Origin of the sequence: Herbaspirillum sp. RV1423 (assembly GCF_000577615.1) — a bacterium.
GTDB lineage: Bacteria > Pseudomonadota > Gammaproteobacteria > Burkholderiales > Burkholderiaceae_D > Herbaspirillum.
In genome coordinates this window covers 90,424-111,513 of the sequence record NZ_CBXX010000007.1, presented here as the reverse complement: position 1 = coordinate 111,513, position 21,090 = coordinate 90,424, and the positions used below count along the sequence as shown (strand labels likewise).

Genomic DNA, 21,090 nt, shown 5'->3' with positions numbered 1-21,090 from the left:
TGGCTCGTTATCGGTAGGTAGATGAAACAGCGGATTCGGATGCTTGCGCGACCGCGATCTCGCCGCGCAGCGAAAACGGGAACGCCTGCGAAATCGACACATCGACCAACTGCCCGATCAGGCGCGCGCCGTGCGGGCCGCCATCGAAGTTGACCACGCGGTTGTTCTCGGTACGGCCTTGCAGTTCGTTCGGATCTTTCTTGGACGGACCTTCCACCAGGATGCGCTGGATCGTGCCGACCATGCCCTGGCTGATCTTGTTGGCGTTGTCCTGCACCACCGCCTGCAGATGCTGCAGACGCCTGAGCTTGACCTCATAGGGCGTATCGTCGGCCAGGTTGGCCGCCGGCGTGCCCGGACGCGGGCTGAACACGAAGCTGAAGCTGGTGTCGTAGCCGATGTCGGTGATCAGCTTCATCAGCGCGTTGAAATCTTCTTCCGTCTCACCCGGGAAGCCGACGATGAAATCGCTCGAGATGGCGATGTTGGGGCGCACTTCGCGCAGGCGGCGCAGCACCGATTTGTATTCCAGCGCCGTATAGCCGCGCTTCATGGCCGCCAGGATGCGGTCCGAACCATGCTGCGCCGGCAGGTACAGATGATCGACCAGCTTCGGCACCTTGGCATAGGTGTCGATCAGGCGCTGCGTGAATTCTTTCGGGTGGCTGGTGACGAAACGGATGCGCTCGATGCCTGGGATGTCCGCGACGTATTCGATCAGCAGCGCGAAATCGGCGATCTCGCCATCGGCCATCTCGCCGCGGAAGGCATTGACGTTCTGGCCCAGCAGCGTGATTTCCTTGACGCCTTGCGCGGCCAATCCGGCCACTTCGGTCAGCACATCGTCGAAGCGGCGCGACACTTCCTCGCCGCGCGTATACGGCACCACGCAATAGCTGCAATACTTGCTGCAGCCTTCCATGATCGACACGAAAGCGGTCGCGCCTTCGACGCGGGCCGGCGGCATGTGATCGAACTTTTCGATTTCAGGGAAACTGATGTCGACCTGCGGACGGCCGCTGAAACGGCGCTCGCTGATCATCTGCGGCAGGCGGTGCAGGGTTTGCGGGCCGAACACAATGTCGACGTAAGGCGCGCGCTTGACGATGGCTTCGCCTTCCTGCGACGCGACGCAGCCGCCGACGCCGATCAACAGATCGGGATTGTTCTTCTTCAGCTCGCGCAGGCGGCCCAGGTCGGAAAACACCTTCTCCTGCGCCTTCTCGCGCACCGAACAGGTGTTGAGCAGGATCACGTCGGCCTCTTCCGGCCGGTCGGTCTTGACCAGCCCGTCGGAGGCGTTCAGCACGTCCGCCATCTTGTCCGAGTCGTACTCGTTCATCTGGCAGCCGAAGGTTTTGATGAATACTTTTTTCTGCATAAATGTCATTCAAACTTGAGGACGCAGCGATGGCGCATGGGTGGCGTGTAGCGCCGGCAAGGGAAAACGAAGTCGAAACCGCCCGCTCGGCAGCAGCCGCAACAGCGGCGCGTCATCGCCGGATTCGACATCAATTCGGCATGCGCCGGATGGACTGCGGTCGGTATTTCCAAGGTTCGCGATTATAGCACCGGATGCCGCCGGGAGCCGCGGGCGGACGCGGATCCGGCCATTCCGGCAACAGCGGGTAGCGGCGGGCAACGGCGCAGAAAAGATGCCTTGTCGGCAACTATTCCGGCCGCAATTCAGCGGCGAAGCACATCTCCAGCCAATCCAGCACGGCGCGCAGGCGCGGCAGGGCCTTCAGGTCGCGGTGATACACCACCCATGCCTCGCGCTGCAGTTGCGGCGCCGCCTCGGCCAGCGCCAGTTCCGGCGCGAGCAGATACTGCGGCAGCAAGGCCAGTCCCACGCCCGCGCGCGCCGCCATGCACTGCGCCACCAGGCTGGTGCTGCGAAAACGCACCGGATTGCCGCCGGCGCGGTCGGCCAGCCACAGCGTTTCGGGGATATCTGGGACGTCGTCGTCATAACCGATGAAGGGCGCCGACGCCGGCGCGGCGCGCCAGTCCGCCACGCGCTCCTCGCTGCCGCACAGAAAATAGCGCAGCGTACCCAGCTTTCGAGCGATCAGCTCACCGTCCTGCGGCCTGGCGAAACGGATCGCCAGGTCGGCGTCGCGGCGCGCCAGGCTGACGGTCCGGTGGCTCATGCTGAATTCGATATCCAGCCTGGGCCATTGCTCCAGCAGCGCCGGCAGGCGCGGCGCCAGGAACATGGTCCCCATCGCGTCGGTACAGGCGATGCGCAGCTTGCCCTCCATGCGGATATCCTCGCCGGCCAGCCGCCGCGCCAGTTGCGCGGTCTGCGCTTGCATCTCGCGCGCCGCGCCCAGCACCGTATCGCCCAGTCGCGTCAATTCGGTATCGTCCCCACGCCGCGTAAACAGCGGACCTTGCAAGGTATGTTCCAGCAGTTGCAAACGCCGGCTGACCGTGGCGTGCGTCACGCCCAGCACGCGCGCCGCCCCGGAAAAACTGCCCGACTCGACAAAGGCGGCAAAGGTGCGCAAGCCTTCCCAATCGGCATCGCGCGGTTGCACGGCAGGGATCGATGGATCTGTTAATTTATTCATGGATGGATGGCTAATTTTGACAATTGATGTGCGTATTTTAACCAACTACCATGACATCAATCGCCCAACCTTCACAAGGAAAAAACCATGTCGACCCCGAAAACGCTGCTGCAAATCGCCGGCGCCGCACCGCGCACCCCAACGTGGCAGGACGCCGCGCTGATCCTGATCGACCACCAGACCGAATACACCACCGGCGGCGTGCCGTTGGTAGGCATCGACGCCGCCGTCGCCGAGATCGCGCACTTGCTCCGGCAGGCGCGCGCCGCCGGCGCCCCGGTGTTCCATATCGTCCATCACGCCAAGCCGGGTGCGGCGCTGTTCGACCCGCAACGCGAGTTCGTCGACATCATCGACGGCCTGCAACCGCAAGACGGCGAACTCACGATCGTCAAGACCTTGCCGAACTCCTTCGCGGGAACAACGCTCGACGCCGAACTGAAAAAGGCTGGCAAGAAGGAATTGATCATCGCCGGCTTCGCCACCCACATGTGCATCAGCGCCACCACGCGCTCGGCGCTGGATCATGGCTACGTGTCGACGGTCGTGGCGGCAGCCTGCGCGACGCGCGATTTGCCGGACGCGTTGGGCAACGGCGTGGTGCCGGCGGCGGATGTACAACGCGCTGTGCTGGCGGCACTGGCGGATCGGTTTGCGACCGTGGTGCCGGGCGCAGCGGCCTTGGCTTGACGCTGGGTCAGGCCGTCGGCCCTGACGTGCCGGTCGGATGAATGCGCAGATTTTTCAGGATATCGCGCCAGGTCACGATGCCGACAGGCTTGAAGTCCGGATCGACAATCGGCAGGCAGGAAACGCCATGTGTATTGAACATGTGAATCGCATCGTCGACCGTGGCGCTTTCCTGCAGCACCACGGGGCGTCGCGTCATGACCTGATGCACGCGTTTTTTCAGGGTGGCAAGATCCTGGTAGCTTTCTCTGGCCGACCCGACATTCGGACTCAGGGCCTTGAGCAGATCGCGGTCGGAAACCACGCCCAACAGCTTGTGCTCCTCCACCACCAGCAGGTGGTGGAATTTCAGATTGTCAAAAATCTCTTTGACCGTTTCCAGCTTGTCGTCCAGGCTGGCAGTGACGAGCTTTGTGCTCATGATTTTCTTGATGCTGACTCCAGCCATTTGCCCCTCCGCGAGAAATACCTGATGTGACCCGATTGCTTCCGTGAGCGAATTGTACGATGGTTCTGGACGGCCTCAGCCTGCGGCGTCGCGGCGGCTATCCCGGCAGATTGCGCCACACCTTTGCCCCGCACCTTCGCGCCGGGCTTTCAGCCTCGCCTCCGAGCGGCGGTCTTTATGGTTGAGCCCGACCTCTTCCGCGGTGACGTTGATGCAGTTCTCGATGTCGCAAGCGATTTTGCGCACGGCGGCAAGCGCGACGGCAAGCGTTTCAATGTGCGCCGGATGGTGGCCTTCCGGTGTTTCCAGGCTCAGCAGGGCCAGTGTCGCAATGGCGGATATCTGACTATAGCCCTCTTGGGAGAGGGCATCCATATTATTTACTGCGGCCTCCAACTTCTCAATGCGCCCGAGGGCGGCGGATTTCATTTTGGCTTGGCGTGGGGCTGCCGGTCTGGTGTCGGGATTTTGTGCAGGTGCGGTCGTGCCAGGCATGTGAGCCTCCGTGTGTATGGGATGGAAGCCGGCCTTTCATCGCCAAATGAGGGAGGCGGGCGCAAAGCAGGGTTGGCGAACCGGTACACACGGCAACCGGCATACCCGAAGGTATCCCCGCCAGGGCCCGCCATTGAAGACGTGCAGAGGCAGTACGGACGTAAAAAAGCCGCTAAGGAAGCGGCTGTCCGCCATGTGTAAGTCGAGTCGCCAAACCCGATCCCCTTTGTCAGGGGTGGATGAAGATTAGCGTACCAAGTAAACAAGCGTCAATCGTTATTTGAATAAGCTAAATGTCATGTGTTGGTGTGAGTCAGTCTAGATATTTGAAGCTCATTCGATATCAGTCGATAGTAAAACTCTTGCAATCAATCGAGACACCTTGAGGGGCTTCCTGGCCCATATCTGCCCAAATAATTGCAATCACCTTGACTTTGATCTTCCCATTATCAAAGGTCAACATATCTCCGATTCTCGGGACATGAGACCAGTTTCGATCTCTAAACGGTTGCCCATCGAGGAAGATATTTACAAGAATTGATGCCATTTTTATCTCCGATTTGATTCATTGAGCCCTAATCCTAACTGATCATTTCTTTGTCGCGACGACCCGTGCTGCAAGTGTGTAGCGGCTGGTATCATCGGCGCGCACGAGCAATACAATGCGATTGATGTGCAGACGATTCACGGATTTACTTTAAGCCCCCCGTATTACAGAACTTGGCGAAAGAGTATCGAGACATTGTGATTCCTACGAAGGGCATGCGCTAACCACTCGCCCAATTCCTTTCGATGAGGAAGTATTGCGTCGCTTGCCTCCCATTCCGAGGCCTCCTATTAAAGAACAGCCAGAGCAGTTATGGATCGTGCGATCGTGTGGCAATCTTAGCCAAAGAGTGAAATTCTGCGAGAAAATCAACAATGTGATTTTCTGCTGATTTTTCCTTGACTGGCATCCGTTTCAAAATTGAAAAGCAGATGCGCATCCACTATGTTGATCCGCTCGGTTTGTCGCCCCGATAATGCAAGCACCGACAACAAGGAGCAACCATGGGATTCAATCGCCGTACTTTCCTCAAGCATGCTGCAGCAAGCGCCGTACCGCTCTCGCTGATGGGACAGTCCCTGCACGCAGTTGCCGCCCCCGCAGCATCCGCACCGCTCAAGGTCGGAGTCGTCCATGTTTCCGCCATCGGCGACTATGGCTGGGCCAAGCAGCACGACCTGGCGCGTCAGGCGATCGATGCGGCTTTTCCGGGCCGGGTGAAAACCATGGCGATCACCAACATCTTCAATCCGCTGGACGCCGAACGTGTGTTCCGCGATCTAGCCGGGCAGGGCCATCAATTGATTTTCGGTACCAGTTTTTCGCACATGACGCCGATCATGAAGGTGGCGCGCGAGTTTCCCGACGTCCGCTTCGAGCACTGTTCGGGTTTGCATATGCTGAACAATCTTTCCACCTTCGAAGCACGTTACTACGAAGGCTCGTATCTCGCCGGCATCGCTGCTGCCTCGGTCAGCAAGACCAAAATCCTGGGCTTCATCGGCGGCTTTCCGATTCCGGACCTGATTGCGACCGCGAACGCTTTCTTGCTGGGCGCGCGTTCGGTCGATCCGCAAATCGTCTGCAAGGTGGTCTGGCTTAATACCTGGATCGACCCGGCCAAGGAGCGCGAGGCTGCCGTATCTTTGCTGGCCTCGCATGCGGACGTCCTGCTGTCAACCTCGGGTGACATTACCGGCGTCAAGACGGCGGAAGAAAAGGGCGCCTGGAGCGTCGGCTATGCCAGCGATTTCCGCAAGTTCGCACCGAAGGGGCAACTGACCTCGTTCACCCTCGACTGGTCGGGCGTCTACGTCGAAGCGGCGCGGCGCGTGCTGGACAACAGTTGGGTCGCCACCGATCGTTGGGACGGCGTGCAGGCGCGTATCGTCAGGATGGCGCCCTACAATCCGGCCATTCCTGCCTCCGGCAGGGAACGTCTGAGTGCTTATGAAGCACGCCTCGCAGCCGGGACGGTGCGTCCGTTCACCGGTCCGGTGAAAGATACGGCCGGCAAGCAGCGTCTGGCTGCCAGCGCCGTGCTGGCCGATGCAGATATCCGCAAAATGGATTGGTATGTCGAAGGCATACTTGGCGCTTTCACCAGTTGAGCGTTTATATTCAAGGGAGCACTGCATGACAGTTTCTCAAGCACTTGCCCTGAGCAATGCGGTGGAATGCAATCAGGTCATCCTGGCGCGCGCGTCGGAGTTGGAAATAGCGCTCTGGAGGGATTCTGCCGGTACGCTGCACGCCAACCAGAATCGCTGCCCGCATCGCGGCATGCGCTTGCATTTCGGCTTCGTCAGGGACGACCGTCTCAATTGCCTGTACCACGGCTGGTCGTACGACAATCAGGGGCAATGCAAATACATCCCGGCGCATCCATCGCATACACCGTCCGGCGTCATCTTTCTGCAGACGCATGGCGTGCAGGAAGCGTATGGCGTCATCTGGAAAGGATCACCGCCCGCGTTGCCTGAACATGTGGCGGCAATGCGCTCCAAACCGGTGCGTTCGGTCTACCTCAGCGCCGCGCTGACACAGGTGCGCGCAGCCATGTCATCGCCATCGTTCGCTGCGGCTGGCGAGCACAACCTGCAGCATGCAAGCATCGACGAGAACTCCGGCTACTGGCTTCCTACCGACGACGGCCGCGTCGCACAAAACGGTTGCTTGTATGCCTTGCAGGATGCCGGAGAAGGCAAGACGGGTATTCATCTCGTCGCGCTGACACCGGCCGAAGCAGCGGCATCGCCGGCATGGCTGCTGGCGTTGTCCTCGCAACTGCAACTGGTGCAACTGAAACTGGAGGGACTCGCGTCATGAGCAAGACCACCGACCCGATCGCTCTGCGCGAATGGATCGTCATCGGCGCGATCACGGATGTGCCGCAAGGCGTTCCCTATCGCACGCGCTTGCTTGGACAGGAGATCGTCTGCTTGCGCCACGGCGACGCGTTTCAGGTGCATGAAGTGGATGGCGATTTGACGTCGCAACGCCAGGTACAGGTTCGCACGCGTTACGGCCATGTCTGGGTATGTCTCTCCGACGAAGCCAGGCCGATGATCGAAGTGGCAGAGTTCGTCGATCCGCGGCGACGCATGATCACCTGGGGCGGCGTCTACGTGCGCACCTCGCCGCAGCGGCTGGTCGAGAATTTTCTCGACATGGGGCATTTTCCGTTTGTGCATACCGGCATTCTCGGCGCCGAACCGGTGACCGAAATTCGCGACTACAAAGTGGAAGTGCGCGCGGAAGATGCCGAAGTATGGGCCACCGAATGCATGTTCTATCAGCCCAGGGCGTCGATGGCGGCAGACGCCGGGCGCGACACGGCGTACATCTATCGCACTTCCGGCCCGTTCGTCGCCGTGCTCTACAAGACGGCGGAGGAAGAAGGCGCGGTCGACAACATCGGCATGCTGGTGCAGCCGCTTGATGAAGAGCACTGCCGCGTGTTCGGTTATACCTTGCTGCTCGAAGAGGACACCAGCGATACAGAGGCGTTGCATTTTCAGCAGACCGTGTTTCTGCAGGACCGGCTGATCCTGGAACAGCAGACGCCGCGGCGCATTCCGCTCTATGAAAAAAATGAAATTCCGGCTCGCGCCGACGCGGCCAGTGTCGGTTATCGCCGCTGGTTGCGCGCAGTGGGGATGCAATTCGGCGTCTTGCCGCAGCAAGTGAAGGAAGGATCGCTGCAATGAAGCTTTACGACTATGAGATTTCCGGCAGTTGTTACAAGGTGCGCCTGCTGCTGTCGATGCTCAATCTGCCGTATGAAAAAATCGCCGTCGATTTCTATCCTGGCAAGGCACATCGACAACCCGATTTTCTACACATCAATCCGCTTGGACAGATTCCGGTACTGCTTGACGACGATCTTGTCTTGCGCGACGCCCAGGCTATCCTGCTCTATGTCGCTGCGCGCTACGACACGTCCTCTACCTGGTATCCCACCGATCCGGCGACGCAAGGGCGCATCGCCATGTGGCAGGCGTTTGCAGGCGGCGAGCTGATGCAGGTTTCGGCGGTGCGCCTGCATGACATGCTGATGGGCTATGAACATATAGATGCCGATGCCGCGCGCAGCGGTGCGTACAAGGCGCTGGCGATCCTCGATCAGCATCTGGCGGAATGTGAAATGCGTGGCCAGCAATGGATCGCTGCCGCACACCCGACCATCGCCGACATTGCCTGCTTTGCTTATCCGGCTTTGTGCCACGATGGAGGTATCGACCGCTCCGGGTATCACAATATCAATCGCTGGCTGCGCCGAGTGCGGGCGCTTCCGGGATTCATCGTGATGCCGGGGATACCTGCCTACGCCTGAGTTTTACGGGACACGCTTACCGTTGCCGGCACCGCTTTCGCTGCTATGCCGACGGCCTGATTCTTGCGACCCAGCACGACGTACATCATGAAAGTCTCAGTGCTGGAGAAGTTGTCGGCCATCAGGTTGATGAATGCCTTGAGCTTTTCCGAGGCGTGGCGTTGCTTCTGATAGACGCAATACACCGGTAAGGTTGCCGACGCCCATTCCGGCAATACCGGCACCAGTACGCCGGCATCGACCTCCACGCGAGTAAAAAAATCCGGCAGGTAAGAGATCCCATAGCCGTCGATGCAAAAAGTCTTGTCCACCCAATAATCGTTGCTCACCACCGTACAGGCAGGAGCGACTTCCGCGCATTCGCGCTCGCGATAGAAGCGCCATTTGCCGTCGCTCAGTTCATCACGACGTACATTGGTACGATGTGCAGAAAGATTCGCCGAGAGGTCGGTCGGATGTTGCGGCGCCCCGTGCTGTTTCAAATAGGCCGGGCTGGCATACAGACGGCAGTGGAAGGAGCCGATTCGCTTGGCGATCAGGTTGGGGTGATCGGGCGGCGTCGTGCATACAAAGCAATCGGCCTCGTCGGGGAATAGCGGATTCGGCTTGTCTTCCACGATACGAAGATGACAGCGCACCTTGGGATACAGCGACATGTAGCGTTCGACGGCAGGCGCGACAAACGTGGTGCTGAAATAATTGGTGGTCATCAGATGCAGCTCGCCGCTGATGCCCCGGCTCAGATTTTGTACATCGATCAGTACCGTTTCGAGATCGGTCTGCATGGTGCGCATCAGGCGTGAGCAGCGTTCGTAGAGTAAGCGTCCGGCTTCCGTCAATGTCGCCTTGCGCGAAGTCCGGATGAATAGTTGCTGGCCGAGCAAGTCTTCTAGGCGCGTCATTTGGCGGCTCAGCGTTGCCTTGGAAATCCCGCTGTCTTCCTCTGCCTGCGACAGGGTGCCGCAACGCGCTACCAGCACGAAACTCTCGACCAGACGCAGGTCGATCCCCATTTCACTATATTTCTCGATTGCACCCATAACTCTCGCCATTGCTAGTGTTGATCGCCGGAATTGGCGGACTAAGAGTTAGCAAGATTCATGCGCATGCATCCTAACGCGCAAATGAAAACACCTGCGGATTGCAGGTGTTTTTGGGGAATGCCAAGCAAGACGATCAGACGGCAACGGGCTCCTTGATGTGTGCTGGCGCTTCATGGCCGATGATTCCGCAATTTTTTAATTGGCAATCGAAGATGGTTTCCGGCTTGCGATTGATTGGTAAATTCGGCAACGGTCCGGTGTGCGTACGAGCGGCTCTCGGACTTGTTTCATTGGAGTATCCTGCGTTAATCCTGCGATGGAATTCATTTCTTCTCCATGAGACTCAGCCAATGTGAACATTATTTATCATCATGATTTCTTGAGTCCGCTATCGGCCGCGGGGACGGAGATGTTAAGGTGTACTGGCTCAAGATTGGACTTGACAGGTTCCGTCAGAGCGTCAACCGCTATTTGAATAACTTAAATTGTTATGTTTCAGATCGCGGAGGGGCAGTCAGGGTCATTTCCACGACACCCGACCTGAGCAATCAGGTGGATATCACGAATGACGAAAACTCAAAATCCAATCACGGAATGCCGCGAGCGAGGGCAATTCGCCGCTTCCGGAAGGGTAAACAAAATAGTAGCTTCGTCTGCTTGTAATGGCGTCACCAATAGCGACCAGCTCGCCACGCCGTAACTCGTCCTCGATCAAGACTTTGGGAATAAGTCCAATCCCCATGTCCGCGCGCACGGCTTGGATAAGATGCGAGGTAAGTTCAAAACTGGGACCGGCACGCATTTTTCTATGATCGAAATGGTAATGGGTAAACCACTCAGCCCACGCTTGCTGATTCGATGTGACTGTCAATAGCACCTGACCGCTTGCCCATTTCAGTAAATCCTGGGACCCCAAAACGTGCTGCGGTCCGGTGATGGCGACCAAAAACTCGTTGTATAGCCGATGGCTAACCAGATCTCCAGGCCAATCTCCCGAACCAACGGTAATTGCCGCATCAATTTCTTCTGCATGGAAATCTATATGTCCAATCCGTGAGTGGACATGAATGGTGACGTCGGGATTGATGTCATAGAACTCATGCAAGTGTGGCAGTAACCATTTTGAGCCAAATGTCGGCAAGGTTGCGAGACGCAAGGCGCCACTACCTGCCTGATGCGACATGGCCTGGAGCGTCGCATTGCGAATGCGCCCAAGTGCGGCATTGAGCTCCGAATGGTAGCGACGTCCCAGCTCCGTCAATTTCACGACACGCCCTTCGCGTCGAAAGAGACTCACGCCAAGTTGCTCTTCCAGTGCCTGTACCTGTCGACTGATGGCACTCTGGCTAAGAGACAGTTCTTCAGCCGCGCGCGTGTAACTCTCGTGGCGGGCGGCAGCCTCGAAAGCAAGGAGTAGCGACATGGATGGCGTTAAACGACGATAATTCATAACCTGTATGCATCAATTGCGGCAATATTTTACGTTTGTAAACTTTTTTTCAAAGAGGATACTACAGTCGATGTAGTTCCGTAATCATGAGTACATAACATGATTTAATCGTTTCCTTATAAACAGAACAGAGCCATGTCAATCGCTGCATTGCCGCAAGGCATCACTGGTATTGATGGGGATTACCTCTCCTTCCTGGAGGCAGCGCGATCCTCAGGTTTTAGCGGTGAAATACACACCGACCACGCAAATCGAACCGTCTTGTCGACGGACAACTCCATCTATCAGCGCCTGCCTCAAGCGGTAATGTATCCAGCGCACGCCAACGATATTCAAATAGTGTCACGACTGCTAAGTCAGTCGGAATTCAAAGGCGTGGCGCTAACCGCGCGTGGCGGCGGTACGGGAACAAACGGCCAATCTCTCACCGATGGCGTGGTGCTGGATCTTTCCAGGCATATGAACAAGATCCTCGAGATCAATGTGAAGGAGAGATGGGTCCGGGTCCAGGCAGGTGTTGTCAAAGACCAATTGAACGCAGCACTGAAGCAGCATGGATTGTTCTTTGCGCCCGAATTGTCTACGTCAAATCGGGCCACTATCGGTGGCATGATTAGTACCGATGCAAGCGGACAGGGAAGCTGCAGCTATGGAAAGACCCGCGACCACGTCCTCGAGCTCGATTCAGTATTGATTGGCGGAGAACTGCTGCATAGCAAATCGCTCGATCTTGACGAATTGGAGCAGGCCTGCGCCAGCCAAGGCCGCACAGGAAAGATATATCGTACTGCACGCCGCATCGCCGAAGAAAAAGCTGAATTGATTGAAGCCAAATTTCCGAAACTCAATCGCTGCCTCACTGGCTATGATCTTGCACATTTGAGGGAGCCGGGAAACAAATTCAATCTCAATAGCGTGCTGTGCGGTGCGGAGGGATCCCTTGCGTTTGTCGTAGAGGCGAAGCTGAATGTGCTTCCGCTGCCGCGATTTTCGACGCTCGTCAATGTGCGCTATGGCAGCTTTATGGATGCTCTTCGAGACGCTCGTTCACTCTTGTCCCACCAGCCCTTGTCGATTGAAACGGTGGACTCAAAAGTTCTGCTGTTGGCCATGCAAGATTTTGTTTGGAGCAGTGTTGGCGAGTATTTTCCGCAAGACCCCGATCATCCGACGCTTGGCATCAATCTGATCGAATTCAGCGGCGACGATTCGGCGAAGCTTGCCGCTGACGTCGAGGCATTCATTGTCCATCTGCGTGAGGATACCAGCGTTGTACGTCTGGGCCATACCCTGGCGACAGGTGAGGATGCCGTGAAGCGCGTATATGCAATGCGAAAGCGGGCAGTGGGATTGCTCGGCAATGTCCAGGGCGAGGCCCGACCGCAGCCTTTTGTCGAAGACACGGCTGTGCCGCCGGAACATCTCGCTGATTTCATCGCCGAGTTCAGGCAGTTGCTTGATAGTTACGACCTGGAATACGGGATGTTTGGTCACGTCGATGCAGGTGTCCTGCATGTCAGACCTGCCCTGGACATGAAGAATGCGTTCCAGGCAGCACTGATCCGCCCTATTTCCGATGCGGTGGCGGCACTGACACAGAAATACGGCGGTCTGCTCTGGGGCGAGCATGGAAAGGGCGTTCGCTCAGAATATGCTCCTGCTTTCTTTGGCGAACTATATCCCTCATTGCAGCAGTTGAAAGCGGCCTTCGACCCCGACAATCAGCTCAATCCAGGGAAGATTGCAAGCGCAGCGGCGAGCATGACGATGCTGTTGAAGATCGATGCGGTTCCTCTGCGCGGTGAATATGACCGACAAATAGACGAGCGGGTCTGGCAGAGCTATGGAACCGCCATGCATTGCAATGGGAATGGTGCATGCTATAACTTCGATCCTCATGACGCCATGTGCCCATCGTGGAAAGCAACCCGCCAGCGCGTCCACTCGCCCAAGGGGCGCGCTGCGCTAACGCGCGAATGGCTGCGGCTACAGGGAAATGCGGGCGTCGATGTATTGGCCGTCACGCAAAAACCGCAAGCGTTTTTAGCCAGGCTGCCGGCACGTTGGCGGAATAGCCGCGCCGCAGCGCGAGGGGAAAAAGATTTCTCGCACGAGGTCTACGATGCCATGGCCGGTTGCCTCGCCTGCAAATCGTGCGCAGGGCAATGTCCAATCAAGGTAAATGTGCCTGATTTTCGTTCCCGGTTTCTTGAGCTATACCACCTGCGATATCTTCGTCCCGTTCGTGACTACATGATTGGCTCGCTGGAAATGACGGTCCCATTGCTGGCCAAAATGCCTGCGCTCTACAATGGATTGATGAACACTAGTTGGGTGCGCCGGCTGCTGGCGCGTTATATTGGCATGGTCGACAGTCCTTCGATCAGCCGGACGGACCTTGCTGCCGTCATAAAAAAATGGAATGTGCGACCCGCCGAGCCGAATGCGTTATCAAGACTGACTGCGAAAGAAAGGGATGCGAGTATTATCCTCGTCCAGGATACCTTTACGCGTTACTTCGATACCGGGCAACTTGCTACTCTCATCGAACTTGCCTCGCGCCTGCAATTCCAGGTATGGCTCGCGCCTCTGAAACCAAATGGAAAGCCGCTGCAAGTTCAGGGGTTTCTCCACGCTTTTTCCAAAGTCGCGATTCGCAATGCTTCGCAACTGCGCCGGCTGGCAGAGAGTGGAATTGCTCTGGTGGGTTTGGATCCGGCTATTACACTGACTTACCGTCAAGAATATCTGAAAGTGAAAAATATCGGCGTAGTACCGCGCGTGTTGATGCCGCAAGAATGGCTCATGGATGTCTTACCCGCTATGCAAACCGCCGGCGCAATACCCGAGTACCGATTGCTGCCTCATTGCACGGAGAGAACAAATAGCCCGGATAGTCTGAAGCAATGGGTGCAACTGTTTGCCCGACGCGGGCTCAAAATACATGTGCAACAAACCGGTTGTTGCGGAATGTCAGGAACATATGGGCACGAAGCCCGCAACCTCGAGACATCAAAGGCAATCTATCAGCAGTCATGGGCTACGCAGGTAGAGGCGCCACAGGTCCCGGGAGAAGCGCTGGCAACCGGGTATTCTTGCCGCAGCCAGGTGAAACGGTTTGCCAAGCAAGAGCTGCGCCATCCTTTGCAGGCTTTGCTTGATCACATCAAAGCGGCATAGTGCCATGGCAGCGTCGCCTGCATCCGATCGGATCGGTCCACCAGGCAGCACAGAGTTGCCCTGCGATGGCAGCCATGGCATAGTCGGGAGAATGCCTGTCCAGTCATCCACAACCCGGCCCTTCGACAACAGTATCCCGGACAATGAATCCATTTCGTCTCAAGTACATAGAGGTTTTCCAGGCACTTATGGAGACCGGCTCCACACATGGAGCTGCCGCCGCGCTGCATACTACGCAGCCCAGTGTTAGCAAGGCGCTTGCGGCATTCGAACGACAATTGGGCTTCGCACTTTTCTTGCGCACGGGTACCGGCCTCAAACCGACTGCCGACGCCTATGCACTCATGGCGGATGCAAACAGAGTCAATGAGGAGGTCTTCAATTTTCAAAAGGCGGCCGGCGCACTGAGGGACGGAAGATCACATCAGCTCACCGTCCAAGCGTCTCCTACACTGACGTCGATCCTTCTTCCGGAAGCCGTTGCACGCTACAAGGACCGATGGAGCGAAGGCAAGATTTGCCTGAATGCGGGGGGAGAACACGGAGTGGCGAATGCAGTCCGAAATTTTGCTGCTGACGTAGGTATTGTACTTAGTGGACCAACTGATACCTATGGCCATATCCGCAGACTCCACTCTTCTCCAATGGTCTGCGTCATGCCTGTCAATCACCCGCTCGCAGCCCTGGATGTGGTGCGTCCGCCCGACCTTGCGGGGCAGAAAATTGTGGGCTATCGTCACAACTTGGCGCTGCAGCGAATGATTGAATGCGCGTTTTCAGAAGAATACGTGCAACAAGACATTGATGTAACGGCCAACTATACGACCACTATTTGCAAGATTGTTGAACAAGGCTACGGCCTTGCCATTGTCGATCCCTATTCAGTTCGCCTTGGACTATATCCCGGCTTGTTGAGAAAGCCATTCATGCCCGAGTGTATGGTCCACGTCGACCTGATCGTCTCGGAGCAACGTCCGGCTTCTGTGCAAGCCGAACAATTCCTTGAAATCGTCCAGGAGTGCCTGCTGGAAACGGTAAAACTCCAGACGCAATAAACCCCTCCCCGCTTGCCCGACCCATCCTCCCTTTTCCTGCGCACCAGCATCGCTCAATTCCCTAAAAAATGGCACCACATTGGGGCCGAAAAATAGCGTCCGGCACCGACTTGGACTAAGTGCTACATCACATTCCAAACTGGAATTTGATCGACGGATAAAGAATTTGCGAACCAGTTCTTACTCACCGAAGATGACGCCATAGCATCACTGCATCGTTAAACGATAGAGGTGGCTGTTCACAAACTGACGACTGAAAGAGCGCAATGAACAAAGTCAAGAAGATTGAAATTTCCGGGCTCGGTGAAGGAGAAAATGGGACTTGCCTGGCTGAACGCCTGCTGGAGGGCTCGCAACCCGTGTTCACGTCCTGGGAGCAAGACCATCATGGCGCGATGGTTCGCAGTGGCGTATGGGCCAGTACCGAGAGCAAGCAAATCGCAATACGGGGCAGCATCTATGAGTTCTGCCACATTCTGGAAGGTGTAGTCGAAGTCCAGGAAGATAGCGGCGAGTCAAAGATCTTCCGGGCGGGAGATTCCTTTGTGATCAAACCGAATTTTACCGGCACCTGGAAAACTATCGAAGCAGTGAAAAAAGTTTACGTTCTCGTGGACACCGCCGCGCAAGAAAAATGCACGGACGAAGGTGCAAATTAAGTAAACATCTCAAAGAAAAATCAACACCGGTCCGGGACGACAACGAAGATAAAAATCTCGATTGCCCGGACGAATCAGCAAGTGGATCTCTGTTTTTGGAAATCACTTCGCAATACCATCCGGCATATTTTGGTCAATTTAAAAAGGGGAATTCTCATGAAATGTATGGTTGCTATTCTTTCGTTTGTCATGTACGCGGCTGGTGCACACAGCGCGATCGCTCAGACTATTTTAAAAGTTGGATCAAGCCCGACTGGCAGCCCATTCTCCTTCCTTGACACAAAAACAAATACGCTGCGCGGCGCGATGATCGATATCATGAAGGCCGTCGAAAAAGAGGCAGGTGTGAAGCTTGAATTCGAGCCAATTCCCTTCTCCTCTCTGATCGCCTCCCTGACGTCAAAGAAAATCGATGTCATCGCAACCCCCATGTTCATCACTCCCAAACGTGCAGAAATAGTCGACTTCAGCCAGATGATTTATGGCTATGGAGAAGGACTTGCCGTGCCGAACAAAGACACCGCTCAATACAAATCATTCGCCGACCTTCAGGGAAAAACAGTCGGCGTCGCGGTAGGCACCGCTTACATTGAACCACTCCAAAAGGCAGGTGTATTCAAGGAAGTGAAGATTTACGACAACATTCAAGAGTTAATGCGCGATGTCAACGTCGGCCGGATCGACGCCGCATTTATTGATTACCCCATTGCTGCCTACGGAATCTCCACCGGCAACTACGCCAATATCCATATGGTGTCCTCATATAAACCTACGTTGCCGGGCGAAGTCGGTTTGGCCGTGCGCAAGGGAGAGCCTGAGCTACTGAAAAAGTTGAACGACGCCATCACCAAAATTAAATCCAACGGCCAACTGGATGCCATCCTGAAGACCTGGGGCATGAAGTAAGCGCATCTACGCCACCATTGCGAGTTAACTATGAATCAGTTTTATGGCGATGCAATCGAGTACCTGCCGATCTTGGGGAAAGGGCTTTACCTGACAATTACCGTCACAATTGGATCCCTGCTTCTTTCAACTGTACTTGGATTATTTTGGGCAGTGCTGCGCGTGTCTTCCATTCGGGCGCTGGCGTGGATCAGCGTGATTGTCATCAATCTTTTGCGCGGCATTCCGGTAATTGTGGTTCTCTTTTTCTTCTATTTCGTGTTGCCCGATTGGGGCGTGTCATTAAGTGCGGTTCAGGCGGCCATCCTTGGTTTGGGATTGACCTACTCGGCCTACCAGGCAGAGAATTTCCGCGCCGGTATTGAAGCCATTGATCGAGGTCAACTCGAAGCGGCGAGCTCGATCGGCATGGGATGGGGCCTGACCATGCGGCGCGTAATTCTACCTCAGGCTGTCAAGCTGATTCTTCCACCCTACGGAAACATCATGATCATGATGCTCAAGGATTCATCGCAGGCCTCAACGATTACTGTGGCAGAACTGGCGCTTCAGGGAAAACTGATTGCTGCAAGCACGTTCAAGAGTTCGACGGTTTTCGGACTCGTAGCACTGCTCTACCTCGCCATGTGCGTGCCTCTCATCGTTCTTGTTCGTTATCTTGAGAAACGGAATAACAAAAGATGATTACTATTCAATCGCTTGAAAAAAGCTATGGCGCCAATCATGTCTTGAAAGGGGTAGACGCGCATATTCGCCAGGGTGAAGTGGTTTGCGTAATCGGGGCATCAGGTTCCGGAAAATCGACTCTGCTGCGTTGCATTAATGGGCTCGAAACGCACACTGGCGGCTCCATTACCGTGGACGGCGACCCGGTCTCCGACAACCCGACGGATCTGAGGAAGATACGCAGCGAAGTGGCGATGGTGTTTCAGCGCTTCAATCTCTTTCCGCACCGGACGGTCCTGGAAAACGTTATCGAAGGCCCGGTTTTCGTCAAGAAAGAAGCTGTGGAAGATGCGACAAGGCACGCAATGGATTTGCTGGACAGTGTAGGCATGGGACATAAGGCTTCGGCATTTCCACCTCAGCTTTCAGGAGGGCAGCAGCAGCGTGTTGCGATTGCGCGCGCCTTGGCAATGCGTCCGAAAGCCATCCTTTTTGACGAACCGACATCCGCATTGGATCCGGAACTTGTTGGCGACGTTCTTGAAGTGATGCGAAAGCTTGCGGAGAGCGGCATGACGATGCTGGTCGTCACACACGAGATGCAGTTTGCCCGGGAGGTCGCTGACCGGGTGATTTTTATCGACGGCGGAAAGATTGTCGAAGAGGGAATCGCGTCCGAGGTATTGAGTCAACCAATGAGTTCCAGACTCAAAGACTTCTTGCGCCGGGTCTTGCACCCGCTGTGAAGTATCCCGACCAGTAGCCATAACGAATAAATGCAATGCAAAAAAGCACCATGCACACCATATCTGTACAGAAAAATTGGGACGTCATCATTATCGGTGGTGGCATCATTGGCCTTAGCACTGCGTGGGCTTTGGCCCGCCAAGGCTTGCAGGTCGCGCTCTTTGAAAAGGGAACAGTGGGTGCTGAGCAGTCTTCCCGAAACTGGGGCTGGATTCGCAGCTTGCGGCGTGATCTTGCCGAGCTTCCAATGGCTCTCCGGGTGAATGAAACGTGGTCGAAATTGCAGGAACAAGTGAACGTCGGCTATCGGAAAACGGGACTTGCGTATTTTGCGTCAAGCGAACAGGAAATGGCTTCTCATGAAAAGTGGCTTGCCGCGGCGCGCCAGATTGGCGTCAAGGGCGAACTGCTGGGACGTGCAGCGGCTGAAGACCTGGTCGGTGGAACCAAACAGCCGTTGGCAGGTGCGCTGTATAGCGCTGAGGACGGTGTTGCCGAGCCGCAAATGGTCCCGGGAATTGTTGCGAAATTGGCAGCTTTCGCCGGCGTCAAGATTGTCGAGAACTGCGCTGTCCGCGGTCTCGATGTCGCGGGAGGAAAAGTAGTCGGTGTATGGACTGAGCAAGGCCGGTTTGGCGCCGCGGCCGTTGTATGCGCGGGCGGTATCTGGTCTCGTCTCTTCTGCGGAAATTTCGGTATCAACTTGCCTCAACTCAAGGTGGCAGCTACCGCATTTGAGACTACGCCGATCGGCAATGGTCCCCAGGTGGCATTGAATGGCGGGGAATACACATGCAGGCCTCATTGCTCAGGTGGATATGTTATTTCCAAGCTGAATGCGTCCATCGTGGAAATTGTTCCGGACAGTTTCAAGCTCTTCTGGAAATTTTTCCCCGCCTGGAGAGCGGAGAGCAAGCTTCTGAAGCTTCGCTTTGGAAAGAAGTTCTTCGAAGAGCTCGCCGTCCCGACAAAATTCTCGATGGAACAAGTCAGCCCATTTGAAAAAAACAGAGTGTATGACGCGATCCCCACAGAGCGAACTATCTCCCAGGCCATGGACAGCGTCAGATTGGCATTTCCGCAATTCGCTCAGACAAAAATTGCCAGGCAATGGGGCGGCTTAATTGATGTGACTCCTGATGCCCTTCCCATTATTTCCGGAGTCGGCTCCACACCTGGCTTGTTCATCGCGACCGGGTTTTCAGGGCATGGCTTTGGAATCGGCTTTGCGGCTGGCGACATGATGGCCGGGATCATCTTCGACAAATCCAATCGAAACCGCCGTGAAGAGGATGCCTTTTCTTTTGATAGATTTGATTTGGGTTAAAAAGCCATATGAATACTTCTTACGAAAGTCTTGCTCTGTTCATTGATGGCGAATTTCGTTGCTCGTCCGATGGCGTAACCATGCCCGTCATGAATCCGGCGACCAATGAAATACTGGGCCAGCTCCCGAAGGTGACGACAGATGATCTTGACGCTGCTCTTCAAAGCGCAGAATCAGCATTTCATCTATGGAGCAGAACATCTCCGCTATTGCGATCCGACGTACTTCGTCGATTTGCTAATTTGGCGAGGGCGCAGGCTGAATCGATAGGACGCAACATTACCCTCGACCAGGGCAAGCCCCTGTTTGAGTCAATTGCAGAAGTCAAAGCCAACGCCGATCATGCAGATTGGCACGCGGAAGAGTGTCGTCGCATTTATGGCCGTGTTATTCCTTCCCGATCGCCGGAAGTTCGGCAATTTGTCATTCGCGAGCCGATTGGCGTCTGCGCAGCATTCACGCCCTGGAATTTTCCTTTCGGCCAGGCGATTCGCAAAATCAGTGCGGCTATCGGTGCGGGATGTAGCATCATCCTGAAGGGCCCGGAAGAATCGCCCAGCGCAGTGATGGCGATTGCCCGATTGTTTTCCGAAGCGGGTTTGCCGAAAGGCGTACTGAACATCATCTGGGGCGATCCGGCGGCCATATCCCGGCATCTCATCTCTTCACCGATCGTACAAAAGGTTTCATTTACGGGGTCAGTCCCCGTAGGCAAGCATTTGGCGGCGTTGGCTGGTACACACATGAAACGCGGCACCTGGGAGCTTGGCGGACACTCTCCCGTGATCGTATTCGATGACGCCGACATCCATAGAGCCGCGGTTCTGCTGGCGCAAAACAAAGTACGCAATGCTGGCCAGGTTTGCGTATCGCCGACCCGATTCTATGTTCAGGAAAATGCCTACGATCAATTTCTGGAAGTTTTTACCGATACGGTTTCTGCGATCAAAGTAGGAAATGGACTTGATGCAGATGTCGGCATGGGGCCGCTGGCACATGATCGCCGGGTCGACGCCATGAGCCGCTTCATGGATGACGCTGATCAGCGTGGCGCAACGATTCATTTCAAAGGCCATGCTCCGGTCGGACCCGGAAGTTATTTCCCGGTAACAGTAGTTACCGGCTTGCATGACGATGCCATGTTGATGAATGAAGAGCCGTTCGGTCCCATTGCACCAATTGTGCGATTCAGCACATTTGAAGAGGTCGTCAAGCGCGCCAATCGTCTTCCATTTGGACTATCCTCCTATGTGTTCACGGAATCATTGAAGACTTCCGCTGCTGCGGCCCAACAACTCCAAGTCGGTATGGTGAACATCAACCATTTCGGAAGCGCACTGCCGGAGACGCCGTTTGGCGGCATTAAAGACAGCGGCATGGGATCGGAAGGGGGCACCGAGACCTTCGACGGCTATCTGACAACGAAATTCATTACTCAGGTCTGACGAGAATATTTTTTACCAATC

At 55.8% G+C, this 21,090-nt stretch carries 20 protein-coding genes; 13 read left to right on the top strand and 7 right to left on the bottom strand.

The features are described from left to right. Positions 1 to 7: 7 nt before the first annotated feature. Entirely contained in the window at positions 8 to 1,381 is a 1,374-nt protein-coding gene (gene miaB / locus RV1423_RS09735) for a tRNA (N6-isopentenyl adenosine(37)-C2)-methylthiotransferase MiaB (protein ID WP_051516591.1), read from the bottom strand. 289 nt (positions 1,382 to 1,670) lie between these two features. Then, positions 1,671 to 2,576, bottom strand: a complete 906-nt coding sequence (locus RV1423_RS09730; RefSeq protein WP_034295865.1) for a LysR family transcriptional regulator — start codon at positions 2,574 to 2,576, stop codon at positions 1,671 to 1,673. 87 nt (positions 2,577 to 2,663) lie between these two features. Here RV1423_RS09730 and RV1423_RS09725 point away from each other — a divergent pair, with 87 nt between their 5' ends. Beyond that, the gene (locus RV1423_RS09725) at positions 2,664 to 3,266 is read left to right on the top strand and encodes a cysteine hydrolase family protein (protein WP_034295862.1); all 603 of its coding nucleotides are present in this window, start codon (positions 2,664 to 2,666) and stop codon (positions 3,264 to 3,266) included. 7 nt (positions 3,267 to 3,273) lie between these two features. Here RV1423_RS09725 and RV1423_RS09720 read toward each other — a convergent pair whose 3' ends face one another. From RV1423_RS09720 to RV1423_RS09710, 3 genes are all read right to left on the bottom strand, one after another. Continuing rightward, positions 3,274 to 3,687, bottom strand: coding sequence for a CBS domain-containing protein (locus RV1423_RS09720; protein WP_231502143.1), 414 nt, complete (start codon positions 3,685 to 3,687; stop codon positions 3,274 to 3,276). 102 nt (positions 3,688 to 3,789) lie between these two features. Next, complete coding sequence (locus RV1423_RS09715; protein WP_155835067.1) at positions 3,790 to 4,209, bottom strand: hypothetical protein; 420 nt, start codon at positions 4,207 to 4,209, stop codon at positions 3,790 to 3,792. A 343-nt stretch (positions 4,210 to 4,552) separates the two neighbouring features. After that, a complete protein-coding gene (locus tag RV1423_RS09710) occupies positions 4,553 to 4,756 on the bottom strand; it encodes a hypothetical protein (RefSeq protein WP_034295859.1) in 204 nt (67 codons plus the stop codon). Positions 4,757 to 5,259: 503 nt separating this feature from the next. Between RV1423_RS09710 and RV1423_RS09705 the strand changes: the two genes are divergently transcribed. From RV1423_RS09705 to RV1423_RS09690, 4 genes are read left to right on the top strand one after another with little or no spacing between them, the layout of a single operon-like run. Continuing rightward, the gene (locus RV1423_RS09705) at positions 5,260 to 6,366 is read left to right on the top strand and encodes a BMP family ABC transporter substrate-binding protein (protein WP_034295855.1); all 1,107 of its coding nucleotides are present in this window, start codon (positions 5,260 to 5,262) and stop codon (positions 6,364 to 6,366) included. A gap of 25 nt (positions 6,367 to 6,391) precedes the next feature. After that, positions 6,392 to 7,084, top strand: coding sequence for a Rieske (2Fe-2S) protein (locus tag RV1423_RS28485; RefSeq protein WP_197034911.1), 693 nt, complete (start codon positions 6,392 to 6,394; stop codon positions 7,082 to 7,084). Continuing rightward, positions 7,081 to 7,965: an aromatic ring-hydroxylating dioxygenase subunit alpha gene (locus RV1423_RS09695; protein WP_034295852.1), complete on the top strand. Its 885-nt coding sequence runs from the start codon at positions 7,081 to 7,083 to the stop codon at positions 7,963 to 7,965. The genes RV1423_RS28485 and RV1423_RS09695 overlap by 4 nt, the downstream gene beginning before the upstream one ends. Next, complete coding sequence (locus RV1423_RS09690; protein ID WP_034295850.1) at positions 7,962 to 8,591, top strand: glutathione S-transferase family protein; 630 nt, start codon at positions 7,962 to 7,964, stop codon at positions 8,589 to 8,591. The genes RV1423_RS09695 and RV1423_RS09690 overlap by 4 nt, the downstream gene beginning before the upstream one ends. On the opposite strand, the gene RV1423_RS09685 is transcribed toward RV1423_RS09690, so the two are convergent. Next, a complete protein-coding gene (locus tag RV1423_RS09685) occupies positions 8,582 to 9,631 on the bottom strand; it encodes a LysR family transcriptional regulator (protein ID WP_197034910.1) in 1,050 nt (349 codons plus the stop codon). The genes RV1423_RS09690 and RV1423_RS09685 overlap by 10 nt on opposite strands. Before the next feature lie 562 nt (positions 9,632 to 10,193). Continuing rightward, positions 10,194 to 11,084 carry a LysR substrate-binding domain-containing protein gene (locus RV1423_RS09680; protein ID WP_034295849.1) on the bottom strand — a complete coding sequence of 297 codons (891 nt, stop codon included), beginning with the start codon at positions 11,082 to 11,084 and terminating at the stop codon, positions 10,194 to 10,196. 135 nt (positions 11,085 to 11,219) lie between these two features. On the opposite strand from RV1423_RS09680, the gene RV1423_RS09675 reads away from it, so the two are divergent. From RV1423_RS09675 to RV1423_RS09640, 8 genes are all read left to right on the top strand, one after another. After that, positions 11,220 to 14,264, top strand: coding sequence for an FAD-binding and (Fe-S)-binding domain-containing protein (locus RV1423_RS09675; RefSeq protein ID WP_034295846.1), 3,045 nt, complete (start codon positions 11,220 to 11,222; stop codon positions 14,262 to 14,264). Positions 14,265 to 14,407: 143 nt separating this feature from the next. After that, positions 14,408 to 15,319 (top strand): LysR family transcriptional regulator, encoded by a 912-nt coding sequence (locus RV1423_RS09670; RefSeq protein WP_034295844.1) that lies wholly within the window; start codon positions 14,408 to 14,410, stop codon positions 15,317 to 15,319. 266 nt (positions 15,320 to 15,585) lie between these two features. Then, positions 15,586 to 15,978 carry a cupin domain-containing protein gene (locus RV1423_RS09665; RefSeq protein ID WP_034295841.1) on the top strand — a complete coding sequence of 131 codons (393 nt, stop codon included), beginning with the start codon at positions 15,586 to 15,588 and terminating at the stop codon, positions 15,976 to 15,978. A 165-nt stretch (positions 15,979 to 16,143) separates the two neighbouring features. Beyond that, positions 16,144 to 16,884 carry an ABC transporter substrate-binding protein gene (locus RV1423_RS09660; protein ID WP_306409266.1) on the top strand — a complete coding sequence of 247 codons (741 nt, stop codon included), beginning with the start codon at positions 16,144 to 16,146 and terminating at the stop codon, positions 16,882 to 16,884. Positions 16,885 to 16,914: 30 nt separating this feature from the next. Next, entirely contained in the window at positions 16,915 to 17,568 is a 654-nt protein-coding gene (locus RV1423_RS09655; protein ID WP_034295839.1) for an amino acid ABC transporter permease, read from the top strand. Further along, on the top strand, positions 17,565 to 18,296 hold the full coding sequence (locus tag RV1423_RS09650; protein WP_034295838.1) for an amino acid ABC transporter ATP-binding protein: 732 nt from the start codon (positions 17,565 to 17,567) through the stop codon (positions 18,294 to 18,296). The genes RV1423_RS09655 and RV1423_RS09650 overlap by 4 nt, the downstream gene beginning before the upstream one ends. Before the next feature lie 35 nt (positions 18,297 to 18,331). Then, positions 18,332 to 19,624: an FAD-binding oxidoreductase gene (locus RV1423_RS09645; protein WP_034295836.1), complete on the top strand. Its 1,293-nt coding sequence runs from the start codon at positions 18,332 to 18,334 to the stop codon at positions 19,622 to 19,624. 8 nt (positions 19,625 to 19,632) lie between these two features. Further along, on the top strand, positions 19,633 to 21,069 hold the full coding sequence (locus RV1423_RS09640) for an NAD-dependent succinate-semialdehyde dehydrogenase (RefSeq protein ID WP_034295834.1): 1,437 nt from the start codon (positions 19,633 to 19,635) through the stop codon (positions 21,067 to 21,069). The last annotated feature ends 21 nt before the right edge of the window (positions 21,070 to 21,090 follow it).